Below are 22030 nucleotides of genomic sequence, written 5' to 3'. Positions count from 1 at the left end.
TGATTAGTAAAGATACGAACTTTCATTATTAATATATTGATTTTCAAATTATTTAAAAACCTGATAAACGACCAATGAAGCAATATATGCCAAGCCCGACATTCCTATAATTTGAAGAATAGCCCATTTCCAAGATTTCGTTTCCCGAACCACAACAGCAATAGTAGAAATACACTGCATCGCAAATGCATAAAAAACCAATACGGAAAGTCCGGTTGCAAAACTGAATACTTTCTCTCCATTCGGTTTCACATCTCGACGCATTTTGTCAATTACTTTTTCTTCCGGAGCAGAATCATCCAAACGATAAAGTGTAGACATCGTCCCAACAAAAACTTCTCTTGCAGCAAAACTCGTAATAATTCCAACTCCCATTTTCCAATCATAGCCGAGTGGTGCAATTGCCGGCTCTATGGTTTTTCCCATTTTTGCAAGATAGGAATGATCCAATTTTACATCTGCAGCGATTATTTTTTTTGAATCTTTTGGTGGGCCAAAATAACCCAAAACCCAGATAATAATACTTACTATAAAAATAATCTTTCCGGCTCCGGTTATAAATTCCCAAACTTTTTCCAGCATCAGCTTGAAGTCATATCCAAAAAGAGGCGTTTTGTAAGTGGGCATATCCATTACCAAAAACGTTTTCCCTTTATTTTTAATACTTTTTTTCAAAACTAAAGAAGCTAAAAGTGCCGTAGAAAATCCTAATAAATACATTGCCAAAAGTGCTAACGCTTTATAACTAATGCCTCCAAAATATTTGTCCGGAATAATTAGTCCAATAATAATGCTGTAAACGGGAAGTCTTGCAGAACACGTCATAAAAGGCGTTACCAAAATCGTAATGAGCCTTTCTTTTACGTTTTCAATATTTCGGGTAGACATGATTGCCGGAATTGCACATGCTGTTCCGGAAACTAAAGGAACAATGCTTTTTCCGTTCAGTCCGAAAGGTCGCAAAAGTCTGTCCATCAGGAAAACAACTCTTGCCATATATCCGGAATCTTCCAACATATATAGAAAATACAGCAAAATCCCAATCTGCGGTGCAAAGATGACAATACCTCCAACTCCGGGAATAATTCCCTGAGAAATAAGAGAATTGATAGGACCTTTCGGAATAGTATTTTCAACAAAATTTGAAAGCCAGATTGTGCCATTATCAATCCAATCCATCGGATACGCCGCAATATAAAATACCATCTGAAAAATAAACAGCAACACCAATAAAAAGAATACATATCCCCAGAATTTATGCACTAGAATTTTGTCTAATTTTTCTGTCAATAGTTCTTTGAATTGTTGCTTTTTAGAAATAGTTTCCGAAATAATTTTATCAATATTTTGATAGCGTCTGATTGTTTCCTGTGTTTGTAATCTTTTGGGAACTATGCATTTGGAATCATCAACATTAAGCTGTTCATGTACGGAATTTATTTTCCCTAAATACGAATCGGAAGAAAGAAGCGTCCATACTTTGTACGGATTTTTTTCAGAAGAGTTTTTCAGAAGAGTTTGGATAATGCCTTTCTGTTCCAAGGGAATATCAAAAGTGTTTTCTGTAGAAATTTTAAAACAATTATGGGCAATAGCTTTTTTCAGTTCGTCAATTCCGATATTGGTTTTAGCATTTGTGGCAATTGCTTTTGCTTTCAGGTGTTTTTCGAGTTTTGTAATATCAATCGTAACTCCCCTTCTTTTCGCTTGGTCTATTTGGTTAACTATCACTAAAACCGGAACTCCCAAATCCTGAATTTGCTGAAAAAGAAGCAGACCTCTTTTAATACTTAGAGCTTCCAAAACATATACTACTCCCGAATAATTTTGAGCTTCATCTATTAAATATTTGGAAAAAATAGCTTCATCTTCAGAACTGGGATAGATGCTGTAAGAACCCGGCAAATCAATTACCTCTACTTCTTCATTTTCGTAAAAATAATTTCCGGAATGACTGGCTACCGTAACTCCTGCATAATTTCCAGTTTTTTGCTTTTTGTTGCAAAGGCAGTTGAAAACGGTTGATTTTCCGACATTGGGATTGCCTACTAAAAGGATTTTCTTTTTTGGGGATTGAACTTGCATCCGATTACTATTCTCTGTAAAAAGTTGGTGTGAATTAAGATATTTTTTCTACAATAATATATTCTGCTTCTTTTTGTCTTAGTGCAATTCTACTTTTTTCTATGCCAAACTCTATATACAAAGGTCCCTGAAATGGAGCCTGATAAAGAATTTCGAATTCCGTTTCCGGCAAAAGTCCCATTTCAATAATTTTGGTAGGCATCTTCAGATGGTCATTTTCATAACCACAGATTATTCCTTTTGTTTTTTGGGGAAAGCAGCAAAGTTTGTTGCACAGTTCTTTTTTCACATCAAACAATTAGTTTGCAAATATACTTATTTATATTAAATCTAAATAACTTCGTTTCAAAAAATAAAACCGGAATTTTTCAATTCCGGTTCTTTGAATATTTAAATTAAAAATGAATGCTTCTTACTTTTTCTTTTTTACATCTGTAGTTGTACTGGCAACTTCAATTGGATTGTCATTTGCTTCATAGAAATCTTTCATCATTTTTTCCTGTTTTTTTACCATATCTCCAATAGTGATGTCGCTTCCCGGCATTTTTTGAGATAAAACTTCAGGCTTCAGATAAGGTCTTGCTGTTGCCAATGGATCTGCTTTGAAATCATTAAATGTCTTATCAAATTTTTCACGCGATACTTCTACAACTTTTCCACCGCCACCACCTGGAGATACGCTTTCTGCATATGTAACTTCGGAGTAGTTTTCAACTTTTTTGTTTCCTTTCAGCTCCCATGAATAATTTTTTTCTTCATCTTCAATTTTTACAATTAATCCCGGTAATCCATAAAATTTATACGGTCCATCCTGAAAAGGAAGATCTGCACTAAACCATGCTGTCCATTTTCTTCCTCCATATTCAGTAGTTGCTTTTTGCGTATTGTATTCTCCTATTTTTTGTTTGTCTTTTTCGATTTTCCAGTTGAATTTCAAATCTTCGTTATATCCAATGTTCATTGGTGTGAAACCATTGGCTACTCTTTCTGAATATTGAATTTTCATATCCGGAAAGAATTTATAAACCTTATAAGAAAATTTCGGCATTTTGATAGAGTTGCTCAAATCCTTAAATGTCCCTGATTTCTGCATTGCTTCCACTTCTACTTTTAGTATAGAATCCTGAGCTGCAAGCGTAAAATCTCTATAAATGGATTTTTCTTTTGTGATTTCTAAAGTAGACATTACTTTGTCCATATTTTCAGAACTCTTCTTTGGTTTAAAAGTAAGTTCGTAAAAGAATCGGTTTGCTGTTTCTTGCGCCTGAACAGCAAAAAAAGTAATAAGTGTAAATACTGAGAGTAACTTTTTCATAAAGAGTTTTATTACATTAGTTCGGAAGAGTGATCTTTTGTTACAGATTTTTTGAATTATTTGAAATTGAATTTCACAGTAAACATTACCTGACTTGGACGGATGTACATTGTACTTGTAGTTGTTAAAAGATATTGAGGACTGTACGATATATCTTCAAACACTTTTCTGTTGGCAATATTCAACCATTTTATTTCAAAATCAATTTTCTTTTTAGACCAAGTATACTGATAGGAAAGATCATAGAAAGAGTTTCTAAAATTTTTACCTCCTGCCTTAGAATTATTTTCGTCCCAGAAAAATCCGATCGTATGATTTTCCAATGGATAAATATATGCTGCCAGATTATGATTCCAGCCCGATGTTTTAGTGGAATTATTGAATGTTTTGTTCACATTATTCATCCAGTTGAGTGAAATATTGTAATCTACACTCAGCCAAGAAAAGTATGTATTATTGAACTTCACAGTCATGCTTTGTCTGTCTGTTCTCGTATCCTGAACTCCATTAAAGAAAGAATATCCGCTTGTGTTGGTATTTGAAAGACTAACTGACGCATTGGTTTTAAATTTTGGAAAATATTTTCCTATTTCAGCGCTTTCCGTTCTGGAAATCATAGTATTATCTCCTGTTTCCAAAGAAAGAGAAGATGTAAATCCACTTCCGGTATATTCTTCTATAAGATTTTTCTTCGTTGTATTGTAGCCGTATCTTACATTGAAGAAAAGGTTGTTCAATGGATTTCTATATTCCAAACGGGTTCCTAAATTTCTGGAAAGATATTCCGGCATCAATGAACTGTCTTCATCAAATCTTTTCGTTAAACTCAGTGGTGATGTCAATAGATTTCCACCATACAAAAATCCAAAGTTTCCAAAATCATACGATTGGTTTGCAAAAACCCACCATTTGAAGAATGAAGCAAAATCGTAGGAAGCGAATAAACTTGGTTCAAATACTAATTTGTTATTTTCCAGAGCTTTATTTCTTAAATTATCTTTGTAAGTGATTCCGTAAAAATTAAGTGGTAAATTGACATTCAGGTTTAATTGATTGGATTTATAATTTACTCCGACCTGAGTGTATGGTTGCACTTCATTCCAATCAATATTATTTTCAAAGCTATTTCCCAAACTTGTATAAATACCATTGTTTTCTCCGAAAAGTGAAGATTTCAAATTATTAAAACTCATATTCAGACCTATTTCCGGAGTGAATGTCCATTTTTTGTGTGAAAATCCCACTGAAGCAGAATGATTGGCCATTAAGGTATGAGAATTTGCATTTTGTTTTAGCTGGTTATAGTTTTCTGCCAAAGAAAAACCTCCTTCCATATTAGCATAACTACCCGGATTAAAATTAAGGTTCTGAGTGTCTTTTTGATAACTGACATAACTCATTACATTGAAAAGTTTTTCTTTCCAAGGCAAAATGGTACTTAGTGAGTTTTGAATCATCCATGAAGGAGAATCAAGATTCTGCGCAGAAGAATATTTTTTTTGTTCAAAGTTATTTTGGCTTACTTCTTTTAGAAACTCTCGATTGGTTTCGGCGTTGCTATCATTCCAGAAACCGTTCCAAGTGGTTACATTTTTGAAAAATCCTTTTTTTGCATTTTTCGTAAAGATCAATTCTCCTTTTGCTGCGTTTGTATAAAAATTGTTGGATGTATAAGACGTCAATGTTCCTCCTGATGGTAATCTTGGAGAATTTACTTGATAAACGTCAATTTTTGTATCCTGCCTTTCAATAGCATTATTGGTGTAGCTTGTGTTGGCTTTCAGTTCCCATTCTTTATTTTTAAAAGGATTGGTAAGCAAATTCGCAGAAAAGAAATGAACATTATTCAGCAAATATCGTTTTTCAGGAATATCATTCGGCGTATCGGCTGTTTCCAAATTTATCCAATTTTTCTGAGAAGCCTGTGTTCTTCTTCCTTCCCAACGATTTCCAAAAGACAGCAGGTTTCCTTCTTTTTCTACACTTTCACCATTATTATTCGCTTTATAATTAATCACCCATTGATTTTTTTGCCCAAAAAACATAGGTGTCAGTTTTACATTCCAAAGAAGAGGATCCATACCAACTCCGACTTCTCCACGACCTGTCATGGTAACGGTTTTCTTTAATTTTACATTAATTGCGGCATTTTCGGAAGGTACTTTATCCTGAAGTATTTTTACTGGTTGGTGATTTTCCAAGACTTCCACTTTCTGAACAGCATCTTTCGGAAGCGAATTATTGACTGTTCCATAGCCTCCTTCCATCAAATCTTTGCCATTTACGTAAAATTTATTGATGGCTTCACCTTGGTAAAGAACAGTTCCGTCGCTATTTACCTGAATTCCCGGAATTTTTTTCAGAACATCTGCCAAAGTACGATCGGCTTTGCTTTCAAACGCTTTCAGATCGTAGGAAATAGTATCTCCTTTTTTAGTGATAAGTTTGGTTTTGAGTTTTACCTCTTTGATTTCCGTAGCGTCGGACTCTAAGCTGAAATTCAGATTTTGAGTTTCACTTTTTATACTTTTTGTAAGAGGTTTATGATTGAATGCTTTTATTTTCAAATCAACATTGGGTTCGGATGTGGAAAAAGTAACCTTATATTCTCCTTTGGAATTGGAAATAGAATATGCCATGATTGCATCTTTCCCAGGTTCTTCAATAGTAACCGATGCACTGGGAACAGGCTGCCCATCAGAATCGGTTATTTTTCCTGTAACCGTAGTTTGTGCATACGCTACTACTACAAAAAATGTCATAAAAAATAAAAATAATCCTCGCTTCATAAAAATTTTTAAAATATTAGTTTAGAAATTTCAATCTTTGTTACAAATTGCTTGATATAGCACTTGGTTTATTGATTTTGGTTAAATCCAGAATTTATGAGTTATATCATAAAAATCTGCTAACGTTGATTATTACATTTAATAATTTTTTAATTTTGCGCAATAATTTCATTTTATCATGGGTTTACTATTAAAACCAATTGATGTCGTAGATGATATCACAAAAGAAGAGTTTTTAGAAAAATATCTGAAACCTAGAATACCGGTCGTCATCAAGAATATGGCAAGAAAATGGCCTGCCTATCAGAAGTGGACTTTGGAATATATGAAAGAAGTAGTAGGTGATGTAGAAGTTCCGTTGTATGATTCTTCCAAAGCCGATCCTGCTGCTCCAATCAATGCTTCTGCTGCTAAAATGAAATTTGCAGACTATGTTGATCTTATTGATAGAGAACCAACAGATTTAAGAATTTTTCTTTTTGATCCTATTAAATATGCTCCGAAACTTTTGGACGATTATATTTCTCCTAAAGATTTAATGGGCGGATTCTTAGACAAATACCCTAATATGTTTTTTGGTGGAAAAGGCTCTATTACATTTCTCCACTTTGATATTGATATGGCTCATATTTTCCATACGCATTTCAATGGAAGAAAACATATTCTCCTTTTTGATTATAAATGGAAGGATCGTCTTTACAAACTTCCTTATGCTACTTATGCTTTGGAAGATTACGATATAGAAAATCCGGATTTTTCAAAATTTCCGGCATTAGATGGAGTAGAAGGCATTGAATGTTTTCTGGAGCACGGCGATACATTATTTATGCCGACAGGCTGGTGGCACTGGATGAAATATCTTGACGGTAGTTTTTCAATTTCGTTAAGAGCTTGGGACAAATCTTGGGGTGTAAAAGCTCATTCTTTATGGAATCTTACTGTGCAAAGAAAATTTGATAATTTTATGAAGGCTCGCTACAAAAAAAGATATATGGATTGGAAGGAAAGAAAAGCTGTGGAAAAAGCCAATTATGCCCTCAAAAAAGGATTACCAAAATAAAATATAAAAAGACGTTTCACTTATGAAACGTCTTTTTTGATTAATAAAAATTTCTTCCTTTTTCGTTTGGGTAAAGTTTCGGAAGGGGATCGCTTTGCCAGAATTCTTTTGAATTAACATCCATAATAGATAATGCTCCTGTAAAAGCTGCACCTGTATCCAAATTCCAAATGTTGCCTTTATTAACAGGTTCTTTTATTCCCAAATATAAAGTCGGAGTATGACCAATGTAAATTTCATTATACAAAAGCAATCTTTTGGGATATAATTCTGAATTTTTAGATAATTTTTTGTCCATTGCAACGGCAGTTTCCCAAAGTGTTCTGTCCCAAGAATAATTGCTGGAATATACCTCTTTTTCAGGACCGTGCATAGAAGAGTAACCTGCGTGAATAAACAAGCGGTTTTCTTCATCTATATGATAGTTTTTCATTCGCTGGAAAAATTCAAGATGAGTTTCTAAATTTTCTAAAGGATATCCGGAATAGCTTTCAACCGTGCTTTTTCCACCGTTGAAAAGCCATACATCGGGAGCATTGCCGAAAGAAAGCCAATCTTCCGTCCATACATCGTGATTTCCTTTGATGAAAATGCATTCCTGCTTTTCGGAAAGTTCAATTAAAAATTGAATAACTTGGGAAGATTCGCTCCAACCATCAACGTAATCACCAAGAAAAATTAAAGTGTCGTTTTCGGTAACATTGGCTCTTTCCAAAACTTGTTTCAACGCTCTAAATCCTCCGTGAATGTCACCTATTGCTAATGTTCTTTTCATTTTTTTATTTCGAAATATATTTTGCATCCACAAAATCCGTAAGCCAGACTTTGTTTTCGGAAAGGTAAAATAATACTCCGTCTTCGTGCATTTTCCCGGTTCTGATGGTAAGAATTGTTGGTTTTCCGTGACGCATTCCGACTTTTGTGGCGGTTTCTTTATCTAAACTTAAATGTACGTGTTGTCTGTTTCTTTTTTCAATTCCTTTTTCTAAGATTGAAGGAATGTTTTTTTCTGCCGTTCCGTGATAGAGAAATTCGGGAGGTTGCTTTGGTTTTAAAGCCAAATCTATGTCAATAGAATGTCCTTGATTTGCCCGTATTTTGGTTTTGTCTTCACTGAAAATGAAACGTTTTTTATCATTGGTTTCTACTACTTCATCTAATTCTTCCAAAGTGAAACCTCTATTCTGTTTTGCACATTTTTCCTGTAATTCTTCAACATTTGCCCAACCGTTTTCGTCTAAATTCAGCCCGATGACCTCGGGTTTATGTCTAAGCACCAAGCTTAGGTATTTGCTTATTTTTTTCTTTTGTACTTCGTTCATAGTTTATGTTTTTATTGATATTGACTTAATAGATTGACAAAGTCCTCATCTTTTTTAAGAGAGTCCCAATCATCGTCTTCGTTAATATGTTCGATTGTTATGAGTTTTTTATCCAGAGTTTCCTTTAGATACTTTAATGCATTTTCTTTATCGGATAATAATGCAAAAGCGCAAGACATATTGTATGGACTACCTCCTAATTCATATGCTTTATGAGATACTTCTAATGCCTGCTTAAAATAGTCGCTATCATCTAATAATTTAGCTAAATCGGATAAAGCAGTTCCCCAATTGTAAAAAACACTTGCGTTTTTAGGGTCTATTTCCGATGCTTGTTGATACTTTTCGAAACTTTCTTTGTATAAAACTTCGTCATTTTTTAGTTTGGCTAAATCAAATAAAGCAGTTCCCCAATTATTAAAAACACTTACGTTTTTAGGGTCTATTTCCGATGCTTGTTGATACTTTTCGAAACTTTCTTTGTATAAAACTTCATCATTTTTTAGTTTGGCTAAATCAAATAAAGCAGTTCCCCAATTGTAAAAAACACTTACGTTTTTAGGGTCTATTTCCGATGCTTGTTGATACTTTTCGAAACTTTCTTTGTATAAAACTTCATCATTTTTTAGTTTGGCTAAATAAAATAAAGTAGTTCCCCAGTTGTAAAAAATATTTACGTTTTTAGGGTCTATTTCTGATGCTTGTTGATACTTTTCGAAACTTTCTTTAAATAAAACTTCGTCATTTTTTAGTTTGGCTAAATCGGATAAAGCAGTTCCCCAATTGTAAAAAACATTTACGTTTTTAGGGTCTATTTCTGATGCTTGTTGATACTTTTCTAAACTTTCTTTAAATAATTCCTCATCATTCTTTAGTCTGGCTAAATTTGATAAAGCATTTCCCCAATTATTAAAAACATTTGCGCTTTTAGGGTCTATTTCTGATGCTTGTTGATACTTTTCGAAACTTTCTTTAAATAAGACTTCGTCATTTTTTAGTCTGGCTAAATTTGATAAAGCATTTCCCCAATTGTTATAATACCAAGACAATTCTGAAATATTATTATACCCCTTTTGCTTCATTTCATTTTCAAAAGATACCGCCAGTTCTTCATTGAAATTTTCTTTTAGCAGAGCATCAATAATCCTCTGTTTTAAGTTTTCTTCTGTTCCTTCACCCTCATATTCGGCTATTACTTTATCAATTCTTTCATTGCAGTTTATCAGCATTTTTTTAACGCTATCATTCAGTTCATCATCTTCTTTAATTTCATTAATGCTTTGTAAAACAGATTTTACAAAAGTAAACGGTTTGCTAATGATTTCCGGAGCTTTTAGATTTTCATCCTGTTTAGAAAGTTCAGCGTGTAATTTTAAAAAAAATGAATCGGCATAATATCCTTCTATTTTGTGTGCGTTTATGTTTGGGGTTTCTATAAATTCTGTGACATTTTTATCAGAATCAGTAAATTTATTTTTTACCCAAAATAATTCATTGGAAAAACTTCCTAAAGATTTTATTTTATCAAAAATTCCATCATTGCCACTATATCCGATAACAATCCAAGTTCTTCGGGTTTTTATGGCATTAAATAATTGTAATACCTCATCTTCGACTTTTGCCAATTCATCGGGATTATTTAGTAACCATTGTCCAAAATATTGTCCGTGTAAATAGATTACAGAATTTTTCCGAATATCTGTAGTTGTAATTGTTTTGATATTGGAAATATCATAAACAGGAGGTAAAAAATTATATAAAGTACATGCTTTTAGAATTAAATCATCAAAATTTACTGTTACGATATAATCTACATATCCCAATTTTAAAAGCTGTGCTAAATATATATTAGCGATGTTAAGTTTAACTCTTTTTCTGGTTACATAAAAGTGAAATAAATCACGTCTTTCATCTGCGGTCAAAGCTCCCATTAATTTATAATAATCATCTTCTCCTTTTTTTGAAAAATCTTTTATTATTGGATTATTCCGAAACTTTTTTTTAATATGCCTAACAATAACATTAGTTAAAGGAATACCTGCAGATACAGAAGTACCTGCTCCCAAAAAAACTATTGCTTTTTCTTTGCCTTCTTCTTTATGTGCTTTATCTAATAAATAAGCAAGATATTCTATTGTGTTTTTATTCATGGTTATTAGGTTTTATTTTAATTTGGCTTGTAATTTATTACATAATTTTTTCAAAATTCCAGCTTTTACCAAATTTTCCATCAGGCAAGATTTACTAATTTATCAAACAACAGACTCATTCCTTTTGTTGCGGTTTCTTTCATTACTACGGCTCTTTGACCGTATCCGAAGCCGGTTTCATTGGGATTGATGACAATGAGAAGACAATCATCTTTGATGTTGTGAAGCAATCCAGCTGCCGGATAAACCTGCAAAGATGTTCCGATTACCAAAAAAATATCGGCTTCTTTTGCCATTTTTGTAGCCTCTTTCATCAATGGAACATCTTCTCCGAACCAAACAATAAAAGGTCTCAATTGAGCATCGTCTTCGGCTTTGTCTCCGATATTAATGTCGTCTTTTTGTTCATAAATAAGGTTTTTATTGTTGCAAGAACACGACTTGAACAATTCTCCATGCAAATGCAATATTTTGGAAGAACCTGCTCTTTCGTGCAGATCATCAATGTTTTGGGTGATGATCTGAACATCGAAATGTTTTTCTAATTCTGCCAATAATTTGTGGGCTTCGTTGGGTTCTACTTCGTGGAGCTGTCTGCGGCGTTCGTTGTAAAATTCCAAAACCAAAGCTCTGTCTTTTTTCCATCCTTGTGGACTTGCCACATCTGTTATATTATGATTTTCCCAAAGACCATCTCCGTCTCTGAAAGTTTTTATTCCGCTTTCGGCGCTGATTCCTGCACCGGTTAATATCGTTAGTTTTTTCATTTGTTTGTTATTTTTTAAACGCTAAGTTCGCAAAGATTTTGTTTCAAAATTATCTTGTATATTTTCGTTCGCAAAGGCGTTTCACTCAGCAAATGAGCATTAATTTATTCTTCAAATAATTTTCTATAAATTTCTTCATTCTCTTCATCAAAACAAACGAAAATTATTTTTTCTATAACTTCTGATTTGAAATTTTTCACCTCATCAACTGCTATTTTTCCTGCTAAATCTTTAGGAAATCTGTAAATTCCTGTACTGATATTCGGAAAAGCAATGGTTTTTACTTCAAGACTTTCTGCTAATTTCAAGGAATTTTTATAACAGTTTGCTAAAAGTTTCGAGCTTTTTTCTTCATCTCCATTCCAAACCGGACCAACGGTGTGAATGACATATTTTGCAGGAAGATTTCCGGCAGTAGTTACAACAGCTTCTCCTGTTTTGCATTTCCCTTGTTTATTTCTAATCTCAATGCATTCATCCAAAATTTGTTTTCCACCTGCCCGATGAATGGCTCCATCCACACCGCCTCCTCCTAATAAAGAGGAATTGGCAGCGTTGACGATAGCGTCTGCTTCTATTTTGGTAATGTCGCCTTTTATTAATTCAATTTTCATTGTTGTAACTTTAAAATTAAATTTTCTATTTCTGTACTCTCGAATTTTTTGAATTTTTCTCCCGAAAATACTTTTATCACTTCAATATTCCCAACGATAGCCTGATTAAAAATTTCCAAATTTTCTGTAGGAACCCAAATTTCGTTATGATTTTTTGCTCCTACATTTTGGACTTGATATTTATTAAACTCTTCCTCCAAAACCTGAAACTTCGTTACAAAACCCATATAATTTCCCATTTCGTCTCTTGCGTTCCATTTTTCGGCAATTTCGGAGGCGTAATCTTCATTTAAAACGGGGTAAAAAATCGGTTGCCACTCTAGTCTTGGCGGAAATTTCTTGTAATTACTTTCGATAATTAAAATCATTTCTTTTTCTCCGACGGGTCTGTATAATGTTTTGATTTTCATCATTGTTTTTTAGATTTAGGTTTTGGCTATAGCCTTTTGTTTCTTTCTTGTTGAAAATGGGCTAAAGCCCATTCCTATTGATGAAATTATTATTTTATTCAAAATCATAAACATATACTTCCACATTATTTTGCAACAATGTTCTTTCAATAATCGGTTCTATTTCTTCCCATTTTCCTCCAGCCAAACCGCAGCCGATTCTCGGCATATGAATGCTTGCATTGATTTGTAAGGCTTCATTCACCAGTTTTTCCAGACATTTTTCAACGGCTTCATATCGTATTGGTGGAATTCCCTTCGAATTGGTAATAATTTTATGCTGACCAATCATATTGCAAACCCAAAGATTTTCTTCAACCTTAACCATTTGAATTTCGCCAAGATTAAAATTTTCTTCACTTTGAAACCATTTTCTATATTCATTTTCAGGGGTTTTCCATTTTTTGGAAATTGCTGTTACAAAACCTTTTCCCCAACCTCCGATATCATTGCAAATATGAGCGATGATTTTATTTCCTTCAATCTGAGGATTTGTTGCGTCTCCTTTTAAAAAGTGTATTGTTTTCATCGATTTTTTTTAAATTTAAATGTTTGATAATCTTTTTACCGCAAAGTCAGCAAGGTTTCTTTCCAATAATTCAACTGATTTTTAAGTTTACAAAGGCGTAAAACTTATTCTTGTAAAACAAAGTTATGTTTAGGATTTTCTTAATTCGTCTCTCACTTCCATTAATGCAAAACCTAAAAGATTTTCTCCTTTCCATAAAGATGGGTTGGTTTCGTGTTTTTGTGTTCCGATTCCCCAAATTTTATCAAATGGGCTGGCTTCTACAATTACTTTTTCTTCCGTTGATAGTAAAAATTCTTTAAGCTCCGGATTTTGAGAGAATTTATGATAATTGCCTTCAACCACAATTTTATAGGCTTTTTCTTCCCAAATTTCGGCATCAAAATTTTTCACTTTTCGTCCGTATTTTTTGGCATTTGCCGGACTTGGATCTTTTAAAATATTTGCAAGTTGTTCTTCGTCGCCAAACAATTCTGCTTTTTTTGCCATCATCCAATGTTCTGCGGAAGGATAGGTAATTTCTTCAAATACAAATGAAGACAACCACCACTGGCTGAAACAACTTTTGGTAATTATACCGTCTTTGGACGGTTGATGCCCCCAAAAGAATAAAAATTCTTGCGGTTTTGTTTCGGAGATTAATTGTTCTAAACTATATTTCATTGTGTTGTTTTTTAATTAATTTTTTTGATTGGTTGCCCTTTTTTGATAATCTTTTATGGGTTTATTCAGCTTTTATTTCTCTCAACTAAAATTATCGTTTCTCTCTTATTCTCTATAAAATTACTGATTCAAAACATATTTTTCTTTGCTAATAGAGTCTTCTATTCTTTCTCTTATTTCGGCAAGCGTTTGGTCGATAATTAATTTTCCGTCTTTGAAGACTGTTTTCAGTTCTCCCTGTTTTTCTTGTTCCCAATCTGCTTTGTCCAAAAGCATGTAGCCTTCTTCATCTTTAATAACAGAAAGCAAACCTGTTGCAGAAGTTTTGGTTCCGTCGTCAGTTATTGGGTTTTTAAAAATTTCCCTTTTTTCGTCGTCAATTTCTACATACGTTGCCTTCATTGCCAATCCGAAAGTGTCTCTCGTGTTGTATTGGTAGGTGTAAGAGCCAATTCCAAAAACCACCTGAGAAGCAAATCCTTTTTCTTTCAACCTTTTGCAGATTTCTTCGGCTCTTTGCAACGTAATGCTGTCTCCGTAAATTGCTCCGATATGACTATCCAACAATTTGTAGCCTTTTTCTGTAACCGTTCCTCCGAATACATCCCAAAGCAATTCTATCACTCCTTTTCTTTCAGCTTCGGTTTTTCCGTTAGGATTTCCGCAAATAATATCGGCTGGATTTCCGCTGTCTGGTCGGATTACGACTTTGCCGTCTCTTGCTAAAATTTCGTCTTTCAATTCAACTAAATATTCGGTGCAAACTTTCCAAAGATCCCAAGTGTCTGAAACAATACTTACAATTCCTGCTGGATAGACTTCTGTAATCAGTCTTCGGAAGGTTTCTATTTCGCCGTCTTTTTCTCCGCTACACATTACGGAATGTTCTGTTGCGGGAACGCTTCCGCCGATTAATTCTAAATCTGCATTGGCGTTGTAATATTTTTCCAAAGCATCAATTGCAGGAATGGTGTCTGTTCCTGTAAAAGAAAGCAAATGTCCCATTGCTGAAAGTGTGGCACTTTCTAAACTGCTCATTCCCCGAAAAGAAAAATCGTGACCTTGCCATTGTACAAAATCTTGCGGCATCCCTGTTTCTATCGCAAACCGATTAAGAATTTTTCTATATTCTCTCGCAATGGTTGCACTGGTAGAAGGTTGCCAAATAATGGCGCTTAACAAACTTTCCATAAAATTGGTCAACCAATAAAACTCCGGCATGGTATTTACAATGGTTAAAACCGGTATCCTCATTGGTACGCTTGTTCCTTCTGGTAAGGCTTTAATTTCGATGGGTAAATATCCCAGATCATGCAGTTTTTCGAGGTGTTCGTAAGTCGGCAAATCTCCTCCTAAAGAAGTTTTTATCCTTCTTTTGTATTCTTCCATTACTTTTTCTTTCGGAAGTTGAAAGAAATTTTCGTTGAAATAGCTAATTAAATATTCTTTAATAAAATATTGCAATCCGAAGAAAGTCATTTCGTTAATTCCATCCAATCGGCTTTTTCTTGGGGTTAAATTGCTGTACACCAAAGTCGTTCCTTTTGGATATTGGAAAACGTGACCAACTTTATAAAAATCTGTTAGAAGAAATGGATTGGTTTTCATTGTTTTATTTTTTAATAATTGATGTTTACTGTTGTTATTTTTTGCCCTTCTTTGTTATTACCGTAACTGTCCGAAACGATAATTTCATCAAATTTTTCTTCGAGAACGGCAATACCTTTGGAGAAAATTCCGTGGGTAACAATCAGGGTTAAATGTTTGGGTTCAATCAGAGATGCAATTGCTAAAAAAGTACCTCCTCCATCGCAAATATCATCGATAATTACACAGTTTCTGTCTTTGCATTTTTCGGGTTCTAATACGGTTAAATTTAATCTTCCGTTGGATAAATCCCTTGTTTTGCTACAATAAACCACCTCTGAAAAATTTGGATTCCATTCCAGATATTTCGGAATTTTTTTGCTTGCTCCCGCATCCGGACAAATTAAAACCGCATTTTCTTGGGAATATTTTTCCACCAGAAACCGATTGTTGATATTCACACAATTTTTAATCAACAAAGTGGCTACATCCGAATGCACATCATACAAATACACCTTCTCGAATCCGCAATAATTAATAAGATCTGCAATTACTTTTAGATCGATACTGTCGCCTTTTTGCATCAACCGATCGAATCTTGCTCCCAACAGATACGGAATTACCAATTCTTTCTTTTTTGCGAACAGATTATTTAAAGCGTTGGAACACTCCAATAACTGCATCAACAAAACACTGTTTGCAATAGAACAAACCACTCTTACTTCGTCGTTTTCTTCAACATCAAAAACATTAACGTGAGGTTGTTGATCTGGGAAAACAAGCAGTTTTATTCTTTCCTGTGTGTTAATATTAATTGTTTTCATTTTTTATTGCGTTAATTTTACGCAAATATAAAACGAAAACAACTCTCCCTCCAAATATTTTGTGTAAAAATTACACTAAATATTCAAAAAAAGAGATTTCTTACTTATAAATAATTGAAAATAAAATAATTACAGAAAAATATTTTTTTTAGAATATATTGCTAGAGGATGCAATATTCAAAATTGATAACAATAATTTTAAAACTAAATGCTTGTTTATGATTTTTTTAAAAAACTTTTTACCCCATTTTGATTTCAAAATAAAAACCTGATTTTTCTAGTTCTCGGTATTTTTGGGTGTTGAATTTGAAAAGTTTTCCTGGTCTTCCGCTTCCTTCTTGATGGATTTTGTCGGTTTCTTCCAAAAGACCAAAACTCATCATTTTTTTTCTGAAATTTCTGCGGTCTATTTCCTGTCCTAGAATGGTTTTGTATAAATTTTCTAAATCCGAAAAAGGAAATTCTTTTTTCAAAAGATTAAAACCAATGGGTTGATACTGAATTTTTGTGCGAAGTCTTTGCAACGCCTTATCCAAAATTTCCTGATGATCAAAAGATAAATTAGGAAGTTCGTTTACGGGAAACCATTTTGCATCGTCTGCATCTGTAGAAGCCTCTAATTGATGGTAATTAGGATTTACTAACCCGAAATAGGTCACAGAAACCACTCTGTTTCTAGGATCTCTGTTCGGTTCACCAAAAGAATATAATTGCTCAAGAAAATCTGGCTCAACCCCTGCTTCTTCTTTCAGTTCTCTTTTCACGGCATCATCTAAACTTTCGTGATCCAAAACCAATCCTCCCGGAAGTGCCCAATCTCCTTTAAAAGGCTCAATATTTCTTTTAATCAAAAGAAGTTGGAGGTCTTTTTTATCAAAATATCCGAAAATAACTGCGTCTACTGCTACTTTTATATTTTGCATAATTCGTTTGTGTTGCCAATACACAAAGGTACAATTTATAATAAAAGTAAAAAACAATTTATACATCAGTAAAATTGCTTATATTTAATTTGTGAAATATAACTCCCTTAAAAATAAACAATTATGAAAAATTTATTATGTGCAATCAGCATCGTTTTTTTACTGGTTGCTTGTGAAAAAGGAAAAACAGATGCAAACAAAGATTCCAACAAAACGGATTCTACGGCTACTGCGAATGAAGAATGGAAACCTGTAGATTCTGCAACTGCAACCAAAGCATGGATGGAATTTGCCACACCAGGAGATCTACACAAAATGCTCGCAAAATCTGACGGAAGCTGGACAGGAGAAAATACAATGTGGATGAATGAAGGTGGTGAAGCGATGAAAAGTACTTCTGAATGCACCAACAAAATGGTTTTTGACGGGCGCTATCAAATAAGCAACCATAAAGGAAATTTTATGGGAATGCCTTTTGAAGGAATGGCCATTACTGGCTACGATAACAGTAAAAAGAAATTTGTAAGCACTTGGATTGACAATATGGGAACCGGCATCATGAATATGGAAGGCGATTGGAACGCCTCAACAAAATTTATAGAATTTAAAGGAAAAATGACAGATCCTACCCGTTCAGGAAAAGATTGTGATGTAAGGGAAGTCTACACCTTTATTGATGATAATAATCAAAAAATGGAAATGTATGGAGCAGATCCTAAAACCGGTAAAGAATTTAAAACAATGGAAATAAAATTCACCCGCAAAAAATAATAACTGAACCGCTTCATTGTAAAGCGGTTTTTTTCTAATAAATAGGGTTAAATCACCGAAGATAAATCGTGATTTACATGCTGATTTTCTGATAATTATACTCAAATTTGCTTAATAAAGGGAAAAGCCGAAAACCCTAAAAAGTAGGCACAAACTAATTAACCAAAAAATCATGAGTCACATTATTAAAGGAAATCTTGCAGCATATCTATGCAGAGAATGTTCAGAATACCTAAGTCAGGTAAAAGTCCGTATTTATGCCCCTCCATCCGATATTAATATAGCCGCCGTTTCTTCGGCTGAGATTAAAGATACATTCAAAGAACTGTCAGAAGAAGAAGTTGAAGCAAAAGAAAACAGACTTATTGTAGAAACCGAAACCGATATGAACGGAAATTTTTCTGTAGAAATTAGTGAAAACTACAGCCGTTCTGCCTTGGAAATAGATTTCTATTGTGGCTCTGTACCTCGTCCTCCTTTTCCTCCTAAAAAGGGAAGACCAAGACAATTTCATCTTACAACGTTTATTCCTCAGTGGAAACAAACTAAGGAAGAACAGGTATGGGTTGCCAACTTTTCCTACATCATTCCTGAAAAATGGTGGTGTTTAATAAAAGGACGTTATTTTGATGTATGGACAATTTGCGGAAGATTAACCGATTGTAAAACCGGAAGTCCTCTTGAAGGAGTTACCGTAATTGCTATGGATGCTGATTTTATTACAGATGACCAGCTTGGAAGCGATGTTACAGATAGTACCGGACATTTTAAAATCTATTATACTTCTGTAGAATTTAAAAAAACTTTTCTTTCTCCCATCATTAATATAGAAACAGATGTAATACCTCCTTTTGCCAGTGGTCCTGATGTTTATTTTCAGTTAGAATATGGTGGACAGCGTTTTGCTTTAGAAACAAAAGCAGATCGTAGGAATAATGTAGGATATTGTCTCTGTGTAAACCTTTGTTCTAAAGAACTTATTCCTATAGAACCTTCCATTCCGCCGTCTTTCACGCATTTTGGACTTACACAACATATTCCTATTCAAGCAGGTATTACTATTGCCACCGGAAAAACATTGGCAGGATATGCCTTCTTTTCGTCAGTAAATATGGTGGGAACAATAACCAAAAAAATAAATTCCCAGCAAATGGAGTATCTTTTTGAATTTCAAGAAGTAGCTAATCCTTCTGATGCCTTAAATCCTGCTGGATGGAGTCCCGTTGTTCCTAATATGATTGATAAAACCGTTATCGGATATTTATGGACATTTACTGGTGATCCTTCTAATCCTATTGCTTACGAACCATATTACATCAACGGAACTGGTACAGAAAAAACCGTAACTTTTAATGGAAACTGGATACAAGTACCTCAAGATTCTAATTTTGCAGCACATGTAGATGCAGAAATTTTAAAACTTAATACCGAAAAACTTACCGGTGTTGTAACAATAGATATGAGCATGCCTACTTCCGATATTGGCAGCGCAACTGTGTCTCCTGCAAGACCACATACCACAAACCGTTATTTTGCAATCAGAATGAGACAGAGAGAAATGGGTAATGCCGCTACAGAAGTTGTAGCCGGAACATCTAAACCTATTGCTATTTTTAATGTTCTTTATAATAATGTAAACAAATACGGAAGTTGGGCACCTACAACATTAAGTAGCCAAAGAATAGCTTTATCAGTAGATCTTCAGGAAATTGTTTCCGGAAGTAGTGGATGTAGTAAAATAACTACTGATCTGCATGTAAAATATGGGGCAAGAAACGAAAATCTTGGAAGTGTAAGTCTTTCTATTGTGGGACCTCACAAACCGGGGCAAAGTTTTGGATTCGATCCTATAGCTATTATGCCTGCTCCTGAAACATTCGGATCTACACAATTGGTATTCACACCACCTACTGATACTGTCGCAGATTTATTACCTTGTGCTTATACAATTTCTATTTCTGCCACTGCATTACTTACTACAGGAGATGGTAATCTGGAATCTTATTATGATCTTGTATCTTTCTGTAAAGTATAATAATTCTAAAGGATAAAGCCGAAAACCTTAAAGAGTAGGCATCAAAAACTAATTTATATAACCATGAAAGCACTATTAAGAGCCATTATCGTAATTATCATTATTATTGGCGGAGTAATTATTATTATTGTAGGGAAAAAACCATTCCCCGAACCAGAATGTATTGTATGTGGACTAAATCTTGTAAGAATTTTAGGAATTGCTGAAGTCATTCTGGGCATTGCAGCCTTAACTGTTCAGGGAAACCTCGTTGAGAAACAGCGAAACATGTGAAAAATAAGAGGCTGTCTCATTTTGAAACAGCCTCTTTTATTTGTTAATCGTTCAACTTTAATACCGCCATGAACGCCGATTGCGGTACTTCTACCCTACCAATCTGTTTCATTTTCTTTTTACCTTCTTTTTGTTTTTCCAAAAGTTTACGTTTTCTGGAAATATCTCCTCCATAACATTTTGCGGTAACATCTTTTCTTAAAGCCTTGATGGTTTCTCTTGCAATAACTTTCGTACCTAAAGCTGCCTGAACCGCAATATCAAATTGTTGTCTTGGTATCAATTCACGAAGTTTTTCACACATTTTTTTACCGATATTGTATGCATTACTATCGTGAATCAACGAAGAAAGAGCGTCTACCATATCTCCGTTTATGAGAATATCCATCTTTACCAATTTCGAAGCTCGGAAACCAATCGGGTGGTAATCAAAAGAAGCATATCCTTTAGAAATGGATTTTAATCTATCATAAAAATCAAAAACAACTTCAGAAAGAGGCATATTAAAAATTAATTCTACTCTATCCGTTGTTAAATAGCTCTGATTAACAATTTCTCCCCTTTTTTCGATACATAAAGTCATTACAGCTCCCACAAAATCAGATTTTGTAATGATAGAAGCCTTGATGAAAGGTTCTTCCACTCTGTCCATGATCGAAGGATCCATCATTTCCGAAGGATTATTAATTAAAATAGCCGTTTCGGGATCTTTTTTAGAATATCCGTGATACGATACGTTCGGAACCGTGGTAATAACATTCATGTTAAACTCTCTATCCAAACGTTCCTGAACAATTTCCATGTGAAGCATTCCCAAAAATCCGCATCGGAAACCAAAACCAAGTGCCGCAGAACTTTCCGGCTCAAAAACCAAAGAAGCATCATTCAGTCTTAATTTTTCTAATGAAAATCTTAGCTCTTCAAAATCTTCAGAATCAATAGGATAAATACCTGCAAAAACCATTGGCTTCACTTCTTCAAAACCTTCAATTGGTGCAGAAGCCGGTTTTTCGGATGATGTAATGGTATCTCCTACTTTTACTTCTCTCGCATCTTTTATCCCTGAAACTATATAACCAACATCACCTGTCAAAATTTCTTTTTTCGGAGCTTGTTTTAGTTTTAAAGTCCCTACTTCATCCGCTTCATATACTTTATCAGTCGCCATAAATTTTACTTTCTGTCCTTTTCTGATGCTTCCGTTTACTACTTTAAAATAGGCCTCAATTCCACGGAACGGATTGTAAACAGAGTCAAAAATCAAGGCTTGAAGCGGAGCATCCGGATCTCCAACCGGAGCTGGAATTCTTTCTACAATTTGCTCTAATAAATGATGAACTCCCTCTCCTGTTTTTCCGGAAACTCTCAACACATCTTCTGGTTTGCAGCCTAAAAGATTTACAATTTCATCGGTTACTTCTTCCGGATTAGCAGAAGGTAAATCTATTTTATTAAGAATCGGGATGATTTCCAGATCGTTTTCCAGAGCCAAATACAAATTACTAATTGTTTGTGCCTGAATACTTTGCGCAGCATCTACAATAAGAAGAGCTCCTTCACAAGCGGCAATTGAACGGGAAACTTCGTAAGAAAAATCTACGTGTCCCGGTGTATCAATAAGATTTAAAATATATTTTTCTCCTTTATATTCATAATCCATTTGAATAGCGTGAGATTTTATGGTAATCCCGCGTTCTTTCTCCAAATCCATATCATCCAATGTCTGTGCCTGCAATTCTCTTTGCGAAACTGTATTGGTATATTCTAAAAGGCGATCTGCCAAAGTACTTTTACCGTGGTCGATATGAGCGATTATGCAAAAATTTCGTATGTTTTTCATTAAAATTTTTATGTAAAGTGCAAATTTAAGGTTT

At 34.1% G+C, this 22030-nt stretch carries 20 protein-coding genes; 4 read left to right on the top strand and 16 right to left on the bottom strand.

Going from position 1 to position 22030, the window contains the following annotated elements; translation table 11 throughout:
• Window positions 1–48: 48 nt before the first annotated feature.
• From feoB to AC2A1C_RS02995, 4 genes are all read right to left on the bottom strand, one after another.
• Window positions 49–2085: a ferrous iron transport protein B gene (gene feoB, locus AC2A1C_RS03010; protein ID WP_484023334.1), complete on the bottom strand. Its 2037-nt coding sequence runs from the start codon at window positions 2083–2085 to the stop codon at window positions 49–51.
• Between the two features lie 34 nt (window positions 2086–2119).
• Window positions 2120–2374: a FeoA family protein gene (locus tag AC2A1C_RS03005; protein WP_484023332.1), complete on the bottom strand. Its 255-nt coding sequence runs from the start codon at window positions 2372–2374 to the stop codon at window positions 2120–2122.
• A 123-nt stretch (window positions 2375–2497) separates the two neighbouring features.
• Entirely contained in the window at window positions 2498–3400 is a 903-nt protein-coding gene (locus AC2A1C_RS03000; RefSeq protein ID WP_484023330.1) for a GLPGLI family protein, read from the bottom strand.
• A gap of 56 nt (window positions 3401–3456) precedes the next feature.
• Window positions 3457–6189: a carboxypeptidase regulatory-like domain-containing protein gene (locus AC2A1C_RS02995; RefSeq protein ID WP_484023328.1), complete on the bottom strand. Its 2733-nt coding sequence runs from the start codon at window positions 6187–6189 to the stop codon at window positions 3457–3459.
• A 178-nt stretch (window positions 6190–6367) separates the two neighbouring features.
• Between AC2A1C_RS02995 and AC2A1C_RS02990 the strand changes: the two genes are divergently transcribed.
• Complete coding sequence (locus tag AC2A1C_RS02990) at window positions 6368–7249, top strand: cupin-like domain-containing protein (RefSeq protein ID WP_484023326.1); 882 nt, start codon at window positions 6368–6370, stop codon at window positions 7247–7249.
• A gap of 40 nt (window positions 7250–7289) precedes the next feature.
• Here AC2A1C_RS02990 and AC2A1C_RS02985 read toward each other — a convergent pair whose 3' ends face one another.
• The 11 genes from AC2A1C_RS02985 to AC2A1C_RS02935 form a co-directional block, all read right to left on the bottom strand.
• The gene (locus AC2A1C_RS02985) at window positions 7290–8024 is read right to left on the bottom strand and encodes a metallophosphoesterase (protein WP_484023324.1); all 735 of its coding nucleotides are present in this window, start codon (window positions 8022–8024) and stop codon (window positions 7290–7292) included.
• Between the two features lie 4 nt (window positions 8025–8028).
• On the bottom strand, window positions 8029–8571 hold the full coding sequence (locus AC2A1C_RS02980; RefSeq protein WP_484023322.1) for an RNA 2'-phosphotransferase: 543 nt from the start codon (window positions 8569–8571) through the stop codon (window positions 8029–8031).
• A gap of 11 nt (window positions 8572–8582) precedes the next feature.
• Window positions 8583–10721: a TPR end-of-group domain-containing protein gene (locus AC2A1C_RS02975; RefSeq protein WP_484023321.1), complete on the bottom strand. Its 2139-nt coding sequence runs from the start codon at window positions 10719–10721 to the stop codon at window positions 8583–8585.
• Between the two features lie 80 nt (window positions 10722–10801).
• Window positions 10802–11488 carry an SIR2 family NAD-dependent protein deacylase gene (locus AC2A1C_RS02970; protein WP_484023319.1) on the bottom strand — a complete coding sequence of 229 codons (687 nt, stop codon included), beginning with the start codon at window positions 11486–11488 and terminating at the stop codon, window positions 10802–10804.
• 104 nt (window positions 11489–11592) lie between these two features.
• Window positions 11593–12102: an O-acetyl-ADP-ribose deacetylase gene (locus AC2A1C_RS02965; RefSeq protein ID WP_484023317.1), complete on the bottom strand. Its 510-nt coding sequence runs from the start codon at window positions 12100–12102 to the stop codon at window positions 11593–11595.
• Window positions 12099–12515 (bottom strand): ADP-ribosylation/crystallin J1, encoded by a 417-nt coding sequence (locus AC2A1C_RS02960; RefSeq protein ID WP_484023315.1) that lies wholly within the window; start codon window positions 12513–12515, stop codon window positions 12099–12101. Before AC2A1C_RS02960 ends, AC2A1C_RS02965 begins: the two co-directional genes overlap by 4 nt.
• Window positions 12516–12606: 91 nt before the next feature.
• Window positions 12607–13080 carry a macro domain-containing protein gene (locus AC2A1C_RS02955; RefSeq protein ID WP_484023313.1) on the bottom strand — a complete coding sequence of 158 codons (474 nt, stop codon included), beginning with the start codon at window positions 13078–13080 and terminating at the stop codon, window positions 12607–12609.
• A gap of 129 nt (window positions 13081–13209) precedes the next feature.
• Window positions 13210–13743: an NADAR family protein gene (locus tag AC2A1C_RS02950; RefSeq protein WP_484023311.1), complete on the bottom strand. Its 534-nt coding sequence runs from the start codon at window positions 13741–13743 to the stop codon at window positions 13210–13212.
• 120 nt (window positions 13744–13863) lie between these two features.
• Window positions 13864–15351 (bottom strand): nicotinate phosphoribosyltransferase, encoded by a 1488-nt coding sequence (locus AC2A1C_RS02945; protein ID WP_484023309.1) that lies wholly within the window; start codon window positions 15349–15351, stop codon window positions 13864–13866.
• An 11-nt stretch (window positions 15352–15362) separates the two neighbouring features.
• The gene (locus tag AC2A1C_RS02940; protein WP_484023307.1) at window positions 15363–16154 is read right to left on the bottom strand and encodes a ribose-phosphate pyrophosphokinase-like domain-containing protein; all 792 of its coding nucleotides are present in this window, start codon (window positions 16152–16154) and stop codon (window positions 15363–15365) included.
• 239 nt (window positions 16155–16393) lie between these two features.
• A complete protein-coding gene (locus AC2A1C_RS02935; RefSeq protein WP_484023305.1) occupies window positions 16394–17077 on the bottom strand; it encodes an NUDIX hydrolase in 684 nt (227 codons plus the stop codon).
• A 123-nt stretch (window positions 17078–17200) separates the two neighbouring features.
• Between AC2A1C_RS02935 and AC2A1C_RS02930 the strand changes: the two genes are divergently transcribed.
• The 3 genes from AC2A1C_RS02930 (at window position 17201) to AC2A1C_RS02920 (ending at window position 20156) form a co-directional block, all read left to right on the top strand.
• Window positions 17201–17848, top strand: coding sequence for a DUF1579 domain-containing protein (locus AC2A1C_RS02930; protein WP_484023303.1), 648 nt, complete (start codon window positions 17201–17203; stop codon window positions 17846–17848).
• 172 nt (window positions 17849–18020) lie between these two features.
• Window positions 18021–19883: a transthyretin-like family protein gene (locus tag AC2A1C_RS02925; protein WP_484023301.1), complete on the top strand. Its 1863-nt coding sequence runs from the start codon at window positions 18021–18023 to the stop codon at window positions 19881–19883.
• Window positions 19884–19946: 63 nt separating this feature from the next.
• Window positions 19947–20156, top strand: coding sequence for a hypothetical protein (locus AC2A1C_RS02920; protein ID WP_484023299.1), 210 nt, complete (start codon window positions 19947–19949; stop codon window positions 20154–20156).
• A 43-nt stretch (window positions 20157–20199) separates the two neighbouring features.
• Here AC2A1C_RS02920 and lepA read toward each other — a convergent pair whose 3' ends face one another.
• On the bottom strand, window positions 20200–21996 hold the full coding sequence (lepA, locus tag AC2A1C_RS02915; protein WP_484023297.1) for a translation elongation factor 4: 1797 nt from the start codon (window positions 21994–21996) through the stop codon (window positions 20200–20202).
• Window positions 21997–22030: the final 34 nt, after the last annotated feature.

The organism is Chryseobacterium sp. HNCC26DJ241, assembly GCF_057180505.1.
The sequence above is the reverse complement of the archived record's forward strand: the minus strand, read 5'-3'. Positions and strand labels throughout refer to the sequence as shown.